The sequence below is a fragment of the Thermococcus sp. PK genome (assembly GCF_000430485.1).
GTDB lineage: Archaea > Methanobacteriota_B > Thermococci > Thermococcales > Thermococcaceae > Thermococcus_A > Thermococcus_A bergensis.
Map to the genome: position 1 here is coordinate 683525 of NZ_KE387149.1, position 10741 is coordinate 694265.

Annotated in this window: 12 protein-coding genes and 2 pseudogenes; 10 read left to right on the plus strand and 4 right to left on the minus strand. The window is 43.3% G+C overall.

What is annotated here, in order from left to right:
* Positions 1 to 173 precede the first annotated feature (173 nt).
* The 4 genes and pseudogenes from THEPK_RS05665 to speE all read left to right on the plus strand — a co-directional run bounded on the left by THEPK_RS05665 (position 174) and on the right by speE (position 3408).
* Positions 174 to 1314 (plus strand): annotated as a pseudogene (locus THEPK_RS05665) (cation:proton antiporter).
* Between the two features lie 212 nt (positions 1315 to 1526).
* The gene (locus tag THEPK_RS05670) at positions 1527 to 2003 is read left to right on the plus strand and encodes a pyruvoyl-dependent arginine decarboxylase (protein ID WP_042699391.1); all 477 of its coding nucleotides are present in this window, start codon (positions 1527 to 1529) and stop codon (positions 2001 to 2003) included.
* A 73-nt stretch (positions 2004 to 2076) separates the two neighbouring features.
* On the plus strand, positions 2077 to 2448 hold the full coding sequence (gene speD / locus THEPK_RS05675; protein ID WP_042699395.1) for an adenosylmethionine decarboxylase: 372 nt from the start codon (positions 2077 to 2079) through the stop codon (positions 2446 to 2448).
* 111 nt (positions 2449 to 2559) lie between these two features.
* Positions 2560 to 3408 (plus strand): polyamine aminopropyltransferase, encoded by an 849-nt coding sequence (speE, locus tag THEPK_RS05680; protein ID WP_042699397.1) that lies wholly within the window; start codon positions 2560 to 2562, stop codon positions 3406 to 3408.
* Between the two features lie 3 nt (positions 3409 to 3411).
* Here speE and THEPK_RS05685 read toward each other — a convergent pair whose 3' ends face one another.
* Positions 3412 to 3741: a helix-turn-helix domain-containing protein gene (locus THEPK_RS05685; protein ID WP_232194566.1), complete on the minus strand. Its 330-nt coding sequence runs from the start codon at positions 3739 to 3741 to the stop codon at positions 3412 to 3414.
* Between the two features lie 86 nt (positions 3742 to 3827).
* Between THEPK_RS05685 and THEPK_RS05690 the strand changes: the two genes are divergently transcribed.
* The 5 genes from THEPK_RS05690 to THEPK_RS05710 are packed head-to-tail and all read left to right on the plus strand — an operon-like array spanning position 3828 to position 8036.
* Complete coding sequence (locus tag THEPK_RS05690; protein WP_004066195.1) at positions 3828 to 4622, plus strand: UbiA prenyltransferase family protein; 795 nt, start codon at positions 3828 to 3830, stop codon at positions 4620 to 4622.
* 1 nt (position 4623) lies between these two features.
* On the plus strand, positions 4624 to 5547 hold the full coding sequence (locus THEPK_RS05695) for a lysylphosphatidylglycerol synthase transmembrane domain-containing protein (RefSeq protein WP_004066194.1): 924 nt from the start codon (positions 4624 to 4626) through the stop codon (positions 5545 to 5547).
* A complete protein-coding gene (locus THEPK_RS05700) occupies positions 5525 to 6676 on the plus strand; it encodes a glycosyltransferase family 4 protein (RefSeq protein WP_042699401.1) in 1152 nt (383 codons plus the stop codon). The genes THEPK_RS05695 and THEPK_RS05700 overlap by 23 nt, the downstream gene beginning before the upstream one ends.
* Positions 6673 to 7386, plus strand: a complete 714-nt coding sequence (locus tag THEPK_RS05705; RefSeq protein ID WP_042699402.1) for a creatininase family protein — start codon at positions 6673 to 6675, stop codon at positions 7384 to 7386. Before THEPK_RS05700 ends, THEPK_RS05705 begins: the two co-directional genes overlap by 4 nt.
* Positions 7383 to 8036, plus strand: coding sequence for a hypothetical protein (locus THEPK_RS05710; RefSeq protein ID WP_042699405.1), 654 nt, complete (start codon positions 7383 to 7385; stop codon positions 8034 to 8036). Before THEPK_RS05705 ends, THEPK_RS05710 begins: the two co-directional genes overlap by 4 nt.
* Before the next feature lie 93 nt (positions 8037 to 8129).
* Here the strand turns inward: THEPK_RS05710 and THEPK_RS05715 are convergent, their stop codons facing one another.
* On the minus strand, positions 8130 to 8972 hold the full coding sequence (locus THEPK_RS05715) for a universal stress protein (protein ID WP_042699408.1): 843 nt from the start codon (positions 8970 to 8972) through the stop codon (positions 8130 to 8132).
* A 99-nt stretch (positions 8973 to 9071) separates the two neighbouring features.
* Here THEPK_RS05715 and gcvT point away from each other — a divergent pair, with 99 nt between their 5' ends.
* The gene (gcvT, locus tag THEPK_RS05720) at positions 9072 to 10265 is read left to right on the plus strand and encodes a glycine cleavage system aminomethyltransferase GcvT (RefSeq protein ID WP_042699411.1); all 1194 of its coding nucleotides are present in this window, start codon (positions 9072 to 9074) and stop codon (positions 10263 to 10265) included.
* A 4-nt stretch (positions 10266 to 10269) separates the two neighbouring features.
* On the opposite strand, the gene THEPK_RS05725 is transcribed toward gcvT, so the two are convergent.
* The gene (locus THEPK_RS05725; protein WP_042699413.1) at positions 10270 to 10473 is read right to left on the minus strand and encodes an EamA family transporter; all 204 of its coding nucleotides are present in this window, start codon (positions 10471 to 10473) and stop codon (positions 10270 to 10272) included.
* A gap of 5 nt (positions 10474 to 10478) precedes the next feature.
* Positions 10479 to 10741: pseudogene (locus THEPK_RS05730) on the minus strand (hypothetical protein); the annotation flags it as partial.

The window sequence follows — 10741 nt, forward strand, 5'->3', positions numbered from 1 at the left end:
AAAACTTTTCTGTAATCTTACTCATTCTTTAACTGCCTTAACATTTGCCTTCAACGGATTATGAATATTCCGAAAATTATGTGGCAAGAAAAAATAGATATTGGACATCTGGCTAATATGATTTGCCTTTTTAGAAAACCTTTTTAATATAAGGCGACGCCAAAAAGATGGGGATGTCAGTGGAAATTGGTGTAATTGGCTATGTGTTCATCATAATTGCAGTTGCAAGGGTTCTTGCCGAGATATTTGAGCGCATAGGCTATCCCGGATTCCTTGGAGAGATCTCAGCGGGCCTATTACTGGGAAGCTTTCTCGTTTCAATGCCCAGGGAGGAGTTGAACCTTCTTGCGGAACTTGGTGTATTCTTCCTGATGATGTATGCTGGGTTGGAGGTTACTCCAGAAGAGGTCCACCTAGGCGGTAAAAAGAGCCTTCCCCTGTACATCTTAACCTACGCCTTAATGACTTTTGTAACTCTTCCTTTCACAAACTATACGCTCTCTCACGAGAACCTTATAGTCGGCTCAATACTATCTGTAGCCTCAGCCCCCATAGTTCTTAGATTGTCCAGATTTTTTGGAGGCGATTTCCTGCATGTAGCCCTCTCATATGCCGTGATAAGCGAAATTGGGGCCCTTCTCAGTTTATACCTTCTGATTAACTTTGAAGTTTACCACTTAACGTATTTGGGCTTGCTTGTTGAGCTGCTGAAAGACGGCGTATTCTTAGGAGCCCTCTTTGGAATAAACTATTTCCTAAACGTTAAGCATAAAGTACTGATTATCCGGGCACTCAGGAATTTAAAAAGTGATGAGGCAGTTTTTTGGGCTGGTAATGATTCTCGCAACCTCAATAGCACTTATCAGCGAAATGATTGGGCTTCACTTTAGTATCGGTGCTTTCGTCGTTGGACTTTTGCTTCACAGCGACTTAATGGGAACCAAGCAGTATAAGAGAGTCCACACAATAATATCTGGAGTAACCTACGGTATTTTTGCCCCAATCTTCTTTGCATGGAGAGGAATAAACTTTGAAACTGAATTCTCAGTGGAAGTGGTGTATCTCTTTGTCTTGGTCTATGTCCTCAGAATCCTCCTGACAATGGGGTTCACTTGGAACAAGGATATCAGAACAACAATAATAAGGGCCAGCGGGGTAGCTAGCTTCGGAGTCCTTGGACTGCTCGTAGGTGAGCTGGGATATGAGTATGGAGTACTGAGTCAGCACCTCTATGCACTTGCATCTTTGACCAGCATCTTAGGAATGTTTGTTTCCGTCACAATTGGAAGAATTCTATCGGCTAAAAATTCCTAGCTTTTCCACTTCATTTTTAATTTTGGGCCCGTTTAAGGGGTTCTGCAGGGACACAGGGATGTTTATTCCTTTTTACAATTATTCTGAGCAAAGACGAAAGGTTTATAAGCAAACCTAAATGTAAAACCCAATTGATAATAAAATTACTGGTTAAATAAGCTCAAAATCGTGATTAACCTTGAAATATACGAAAAAAGGGGAGGTAAACAGATATGAGCTGGACAACTCCAAAAAAAGCCATTTTGCTCGCTGCAAGCGCTGAGGGAGGAACAAAATTAAACGCATTTGACAACGCCTTGCTCAAAATGGGGATCGGAAACGTTAACTTAGTGAAGCTCAGCAGTGTCATTCCCGCCCACATCGAGTGGATCGACGAACTTCCCAAGAACATCCCAATAGGAATGCTTCTCCCAACAGTTTACGCTCACATAGAGAGCGACGAACCGGGAGCGACAATCAGCGCTGCCCTTGGCGTGGGAATCAGCGAGGACAACAGTGGTGGGCTTATTTATGAATACAGCGGCTACTGCACCAAGGAAGAAGCCGAGAAAATGGTAAAGAAAATGGTTGAAGAAGGCTTTAGGGTCAGAGGCTGGAAGCTTAAGGAATTCAAAGCCGCCGTTGCTGAGGTAACTGTTAAGGACAAGCCCGCTGCTGCCGTTGCAGCCGTTGTTATGCTGCCCTATTGACCCTTTCAATTTATCCTACTGTCTTTAGTGAGAAAGTTAAGGGAGGTGTTGTTGATGGAGGGAGGTGAAGGCGATGGCTCAAGTAGTCGAAACCCCAATAGGAATGCACGTTGTTTTGGATCTCTACGAATGCGATCCTCAAATACTGGACGACATAGAGAAGATAGAAGAAATACTTACCAAGGCTGCTGAAGTAGCGAATGCGACTATTATTGATAAACGCTTCCACAAGTTCTCTCCTCAGGGCGTTTCTGGTGTGGTTGTCGTTTCTGAGAGCCATATCGCAATTCACACATGGCCTGAGCATGGCTATGCTGCCGTTGATGTTTACACATGTGGGGATCACACAATGCCCCTTAAAGCGAGTGAGTATATTATCAAAGAATTAAAATGTAAGAGGCCAACCGTTGTAAAGCTCGATAGAGGGCTTCTCTTTAAGGAGTGACCTCCTTTCTTTTATTACCTCCCTTAAATCCAATTTTTTGTCAAATATTCAGCAACATAAAGGCAAAAAGTTTAAAAGACATCCAATAAGCTTTCAACCGAGGTGAGCATAATGGAATTCATTGAGTGGTATCCAAGAGGATATGGTGTGGGATTTAAAGTTGTTTCAAAAATAACGGAAGCGGAGAGCGAATATCAAAAGATAGAGCTTTATGAGACTGAGGGTTTTGGAAAACTCCTTGTAATCGATGGTACTGTTCAGCTCGTTGAGCATGGCGAGAGAAGCTATCACGAGCCACTAGTTCACCCCGTTATGCTCGCTCATCCAAATCCAAAAAAAGTTCTTGTCATAGGAGGAGGAGACGGGGGAACTTTAAGAGAAGTGCTTGAGCACAAGACCGTTGAAAAGGCAATTATGGTGGAAATTGACGAGAAAGTCGTTGAGATTTCAATGAAATATTTGAAAATTGATGGAGGGCTTCTAGAGAGAGCTCTCAAAGGAGAAGAGCCGAGGGCAGAGCTCATAATAGGAGACGGCGTCGAATACATGAAGAGCCACAAAGATCACTTTGACGTCATAATCGTAGACTCAACGGACCCCGTTGGCCCTGCAAAGTTGCTGTTCAGTGAAGAGTTCTATAGAAATGCGTACGAAGCTCTGGGAGAAAAAGGTTTGTATATTACACAAGCTGGAAGCGTTTACCTCTTCACAGACGAGCTGCTTGATGCCTACAAAAACATGAAGAAGGTCTTTGACAGGGTTTACTACTTCAGCTTCCCCGTGATAGGCTATGCCTCCCCCTGGAGCTTCCTAGTTGGGGTTAAGGGCGACGTAGATTTCACAAAAATTGATTTAGATAGAGCTAAGGACCTCAACTTGCAGTACTATGATCCAGAAAGGCACGAAACTCTGTTCCAGATGCCGAAGTACGTTAGAGAGCTCCTTGAGGGCAAAGCCTGAACTTTAGAGTACTTTTTTTGCTTCTTTTTGGAAATTTTCCATAAATTCTTCCATTTTGGAGAGAATGGAATTTAAGGCTTCTTTTGGTGCTTTGGCTTTGTAGATATAACCGAGCCATCCTCTGTTTACCATCTCCCTCTCCACCAGTCCAAGTTCAAGAAGGTGCTTGAGCTTTTCCCTGACAATTCTCTCGGATAAATCAAGCTTTTTTGCAATCTGTCTTGGCGTTAGCTGCTCCTTTAAGAGAAGGGAATATATTTTAATCTCCGAGCTTGTAAGCTCGAATTTTTCAAGGGTTTTTGTGAACGCTCTCAATAGCTCCTCCATTTCCATCACTATGAAGGTTTTTCTTCATACGTATTCACAATTTAGTGAAAACACTTATAAACCTTTCTGGGAAGGTGTTGAGTGGTGATGGTATGCTAAAGGCCGTAATAAAAAACACCAGGATAGTCGATGGTAAATCGTTCATAGGAATGGGCCTGCTCGGCTTGTTAATGAACTTTAGGCATAATCCCGATTTCAAAGGTGCTATTATACTTGTAATTTCATTAATATTATATGTTGCATACGCATTTGCCATAAACAATTGTTTCGATGTTGACACCGATTTAAAAAATCCCCAAAAGAGGAACAAAAACCCAGTGGCAAGTGGGGAACTTAGCTTTAGGATGGGTATTATCTCTTCAGCCCTAATTGCAGCTCTGGGAGTGTTATTTGCGTTTTTCCTTAGTTATAGAGAGTTCATGATCTACATTTTAATGTTGTTGTTGGCTACTTTTTACTCAGCACCGCCGAGACTTAAAGCAAAGCCCATCGTAGATGTAGTATCACACGGGATATTTTTCGGAGCAATGCCCTTCATTTATGGTGCATACTTCGATGGGATTTTAACAAAGTATGAAATTGCAATAGCGATAGCTCTTCTTCTGTATTCATTCGCAATGGAGCTCAGAAACCATCTTGAGGACTATGAAAGCGATTTAAAAGCAAATTTAAAGACTACTCCAATTGTCATTGGCAAGAAATTATCTGAGAAGCTTATATTGGCGTTTTCGGGTCTTTCAATAGCTCTCCTCTTAACACTTCTCAACATCCCCTTTGGAGCCCTTGGGATAGCGATTGTAGGAGTTAGGGCGAGTTATAGACTCTTTGATGTTGTTGTCGTTTTTCTGCTACTCTTTCATGCTTTGAAAGCATTGCTGGGTGTATAGTATGAACAAAAAACGGATATTTGCTCTAATTGCACTTTTAATTTCACTTGCGTATCTATACAAGAGCATTAACCTTATCGAGCTTGAATTAGCCCTAAAAACTTCATCCCATGAGTACCTTCTTGTGGCTTTTATGCTTTCTGTTTTTACCATTATCTTATCTTCTCTTAGGTGGTATCTGTTCTTAAGAGAGGTTCAGGAAACGAGCTTCAGGAAAACTCTAAGAGCCTTTTTAAGTGGATATTATCTAATGACAATTCTCCCACCAAGTGTGGGGCATATTGCAAAAGTCAAGCTCGTTGGGGGTGATTACTTCAAAGCCCTCTCTTCTCTCCTAATTGGACTGAGCACAGAACTGGTAGTGGTCTTTTTATTTGCCCTCATTTTTATCGGCTTCTTGAAGATTGGAATCCTCGGATTAATCATTATCTTGGTTGCCCTAATCTATGAAAAGGGCATTTACAAAGCTCTTGATTCTTTATTGGGTTTTTGGGAGATTTTTGGATTAAAAGGATTGGTGTCAACCCTTAGGGGTTATTTGGAGAGAATACATAAGGGATGGAGCGGAGCAAAGGAAAACAAGGCGATTTTTCTACTCTCGTTTTTGCTTTCTGTGGTGATAATTCTCCTTCAGGTCTATGGAATCATCGTAGTTGGAAAGGCATTTAATTTGGAAATTTCAATGAAACAGGCTTTATATGGGTTTTTAATGAGCGTGCTCTTTGCTTCGGTTAGCGGTATTCCAGCGGGATTTGGGGCAAACGAGTTTGGACTTGTTCTTGGAATCGGCACCTCAACAAAAGCTACTGTAACGGCTTTTATTTATAAATTCCTCTTTCAGTACGTATACTCAATATTGGGTGCAGTTCTGTTTTATGGAGCATTAGATGAAGGTGGTGAACATGAAGGTAGCATTGGTCAGTGACTGGTATTATCCCAAAATTGGAGGGGTTGCATCCCATATGCACAATTTGGCCATAAAGCTCAGAGAAAGAGGACACGAGGTAGCGATAGTCACAAATAACAGAACCACTGGAAAGGAAGAGGAGCTCGAGAAACATGGAATAGAACTTATAAAAATTCCCGGGATTGTGAGCCCTATTTTGGAGGTAAACTTGACGTATGGGCTAAAGTCCTCAGAAGAGCTCAACGAATTTCTAAAGGACTTTGATGTAATTCACTCTCACCACGCATTTACCCCCCTCGCTTTAAAAGCAGTTAAGGCCGGAAGGGCAATGGGAAAAGCCACTCTGCTCACAACACACAGCATCTCTTTTGCCCATGAATCGAAGCTCTGGGAGGCCTTAGGATTCACAATTCCTCTTTTCACAAGCTATCTAAAGTATCCCCACCGAATAATAGCGGTGAGCAAGGCTGCAAAGGCTTTTATAGAGCATTTTACTTCAGTTCCAATCTCAATAGTGCCAAATGGAGTTGATGATAAACGTTTCTTCCCTGCGAAGAATAGGGAAGAGATAAAAGCCAAGTTCGGACTTGAGGGCAATATAGTGCTTTATGTAAGCAGAATGAGCTACCGAAAAGGACCTCATGTGCTTTTGAATGCATTTTCCAAAATAGAAGATGCTACTCTTGTAATGGTCGGTAACGGAGAAATGCTTCCTTTCCTAAAAGCCCAAGCCAAGTTCTTGGGGATAGAAGACAGGGTTGTATTTATGGGATATGTGCCGGATGACGTCCTTCCAGAGGTTTTTAGAATGGCAGATGTATTTGTACTACCATCAGTATCTTCGGAAGCATTTGGCATAGTTGTCCTTGAAGCCATGGCTTCTGGAGTACCAGTTGTAGCTACAGACGTCGGTGGGATACCCGAAGTAGTTAAAGAAAATGAAGCCGGCCTTCTTGTACCTCCAGGAAATGAACTTGAGCTGAGAGAGGCAATCCAGAAGCTTTTGAACGATGAAGAGCTAAGAAAGCAGTATGGAAGCAAGGGAAGAAAGGCTGTTGAGGAAAAGTATTCCTGGGATAAGGTCGTTGTGGAAATAGAAAAGATTTATGAGGAAATTCTCTCAAATATCCAGAGGGGAAATTCATGAGAATGGAGAGGCTGACATGGGAAGAATTTGAAATGGCAAAAGCCAAAGCATCCGCTATTCTTCTCCCCGTGGGCAGTGTCGAAGCTCATGGAAAGCACTTACCTTTAGGCACTGATGTCTTTGCCCCCCTTGAAATTGCAAGGAGAGTTGAAAAAAAGCTGAAGGATAAAGGAATGGAGATTCTAGTAGCGCCTCCAATCTGGTATGGGCACAGCTTTGTGCTGAACGTTTATCCGGGAACCATAAACGTGAAAGCAGACAGCTTGAGGAGATACGTTAGGGATGTGCTGAGTGAATTCGCAGAGGAGGGCTTTAAAAAGATAATCCTATTAAATGGGCATGGTGGAAACGTCTATCCACTTGTAGAGGCAAGTGAAGACGTTGCAGAGAGTTATGATGTCGAGATTGTCCTCATAAACTGGTGGATGGACTTCAGAAAAGAAATACTTGAAATATGTTCCTCCCAAGGACACGCAGGAGAAGATGAGACCTCAGTAATGCTTGCAATAGCCCCAGAACTCGTCAAAATGGAGAAAGCAAAGGGAGAAAAGAAGATTTCTCCAGTTAGAGTAATAAGGAGAGACATAGGGTTTGAGCTTTTCCCGGACGGAGTCAATGATAATCCCCAAGGAGCAACAAGAGAAAGGGGAGAAAAGATTTTGGAAGTAGTTAGTGATAAAATATCAGAAATCCTGGAAGGAGTGCTATGAAAGAAGTCCTAAGAGAGATCGATACAAGGATAAAAAGACTTGAGGCTGAGATAGAGCTAATAGAAAGCAGGCTGGAGTTTTTGGACAAAATCGGGGCTAGTTCCAAGTATAAACTCCTGGAAAGACAGCAGAGCGCTGGCGAAATATATATACTGTTCTTCATGCTCTGGGGCTTTATAGGGCTGGTGCTCCTCTTATACCTCAAATATAAGTATGCAGAGGTGCTGCCGTTCTCGCTAACCCCCTATATTCTTTTGATGGTTATTTTAATCCTCTTACCCGCTGTGTACTATGCAATCCCCTCCAGAAAACCCGAAGAAGAAACCCCGATGGACTACCTCAATAAAAGAGAAAGGATGGCACGTCTGCTCATAAATCGCTTTTACAAACCTCTGAAAGAGGCCCTCGAAAAAGACGACAAAGCCAAGTTAAAAGAGCTGGCAGAATATATAAGCGTGGGGGAGCTTGCAAGAGCTGCGGAAGAACTCAATGAGGGCAATCCAAAGGCCATGGCATATGCCCTCTACATTTACCTTGCCAGGGATACCGTAAGTCCTGAAGAAATCCAAGAAGCGTTAGCACTCGTAAAGAACAAACCTCTAAAACTGCTGCTCTCGACACTCCTGAAAGAAAGCTCGAGCAAGCAATGAAAAGTTTTTAAACTCAAGGGAAAAAGAAAGAATAACCGATGATGGCAACAGGGTAGCTACCGAATTTGATGTGGAAGCCGTTCCAGTCTGAGGTTATTCACACGGCACTAAAAGGACAGGGAGCTTTGAGTCCCTAACAACCCTTTCTGCCGTGCTTCCGAGCAGGAGGTCTTTTAGAACGCTCCTACCCTTTTTACCCACGACTATGAGCGAGCAGTTTTTAGCTATAGCAGTGCCCAGTATGGAGTGAGAAGCTATTCCTGTAAGCACCTCCGTCTTTACAGGGACTTCAAACGTCTTTGCGAATTCCTCAAGCTTTGTCTTTGCGTTCTCAATGTTCTTCTCGAGCTCCTCTGGCTTTCCGTAGTCCACGACATGGATAAGGGTTACCTCCTCAATGAGCTCTTCAAATTTCTTTGCAGCGTTTACAACCTTTTCAGAGCACCCAGAGAAGTCCAGTGCAACTAGGGGTCTCCTGAATATCTCCGTACAATTGGAGAGGCATTTAATTTTCTCTTCTTCCTCATCCCATTCGTATTTTACAACTAAGACCGGTTTTTTAGTTGCCCTAACGAGGTTTGAGGCGGTACTGCCGAGAAGCATTTGCCTTAGGATATTTTCACCTTTAGATGGGACAACAATTAAATCAACATTCTTTTCTTGGGCTATTTCAGCTATTTCAAGCGAGGGTATCCCAATTTTTACAATGGGCTCAACATCAATTCCCTTTTTTCTCATTTCTTCGGCAAGCTTATTTAGCTCCTCTTCGTCTATTCTCATGAGTTCTACTGCCCCTATATCCGTGGCTGTTATATCGACTACGTGAACCAGGTACAGCTTCTTGGCTCCGAGTTCAAAAAGCTGGGGAATGCATTCTCTGAGGCCATGTATAGAAACTTCGGAAAAGTCCGTTGGAAAGAGTATTTTTTCAAACATGATACCACCTAAATATATATTGTCATGGAGGTATTTAAGCCTTTAAGAAGAAGGAAAACATTATATTTGAGATAAGCTTTACTTTATGGCGGTGATACTATGAAGAGGGTACACATTTTCGACTGGCACAAAGAACATGCAAAGAAAGTTGAAGAGTTCGCAGGCTGGGAAATGCCCATCTGGTACTCAAGCATAAAAGAGGAACACCTTGCCGTTAGGAATGGAGTTGGAATTTTTGATGTCTCTCACATGGGAGAAATATTCTTCAGAGGGAAGGATGCGCTCAAGTTCCTTCAATACGTGACTACAAACGACATCTCCAGGCCCCCTGCGATAAGCGGAACATACACCCTGGTTCTCAACGAAAGGGGAGCGGTGAAAGATGAGACCCTTGTCTTCAACATGGGAAATGACACTTATATGATGGTCTGCGACAGCGATGCTTTTGAAAAGCTCTACGCATGGTTCACATCAATTAAAGGGGCAATTGAGCAGTACACAAAGCTCGACCTTGAGATAGAGAACAAGACCTATGATATGGCAATGTTCTCGATTCAGGGACCAAAAGCAAGGGATCTCGCTATGGATCTCTTTGGAATAGATATAAACCAGCTCTGGTGGTTCCAGGCCAAGGAAGTCGAGCTTGATGGAATCAAGATGCTCCTCTCAAGAAGCGGTTACACTGGAGAGAACGGTTTTGAGGTTTATTTTGAGGACGCAAACCCATACCATCCAAACCCGGAGAAGAGAGGAAAGCCGGAGAAAGCCCTATACGTATGGGAGAAGATTCTCGAGGCCGGGCAAAAGTACGGCATAAAGCCCGCTGGACTTGGCGCTAGGGATACCCTAAGGCTTGAGGCAGGGTACACCCTCTACGGCAACGAAACGAAAGAGCTCCAGCTCTTGAGCACCGACATAGATGAAGTCACTCCACTACAGGCAAACCTTGAATTTGCAATCTTCTGGGATAAGGAGTTTATAGGAAAAGAAGCACTGCTCAAGCAGAAGGAGAGGGGACTCCCAAGCAAGATGGTGCACTTCAAGATGGTTGATAAGGGAATACCAAGAGCGGGCTACAAGGTATATGCAGAGGGCAAAGAAATTGGGGAAGTTACAAGCGGAACGCTTTCTCCGCTCCTTGGAATAGGCATAGGTATAGCGTTCGTTAAGCCAGAATACGCAAAGCCCGGAGTGGAGATAGAAATCGACATAAGAGGGGACAAAAAGAAGGCAGTAACTGTCGCTCCTCCATTCTATGACCCCAAGAAATACGGAGCGTTCAGAGAGGAGTGATCTTCTATTTCTTTCCTATTATTATTCCCCCAACTATGAGGATTAAGCCAGCTATAGTTGATGGTGCTATTTCTTCTCCCACCAGGAAATGGATAAACACGAGGGACAAAAAGGGGACAAGATAGGCTAAGTTTGACGCAAAGGAGACATCACTTTCAATTGCTTTATACCATAATAAAAACGTCACCCCCATCTCAAAGAGCCCCACGTGAACTACCCCGCCCTCACGGACGGGGCTTCGTGAGGAGTTAAGCCACCCCAAGGTAGCCTAACCCTCACAGGCCGGTTCACACGGCCACTACCGGCTATCTCCCCAATGGGAGAATCGCCGGCTACCTTTCTCAAAATGTTCAAAGCACCGTTCACATCAGCGTTTATTAAAACACCAGCGGAAGACTGGAACAGTCCACGCTTCACCCTCTTTCCAAGATACTTCTCCCTCTTTTCAATCGGTTCGAGGGCGAGGGCATCAACCT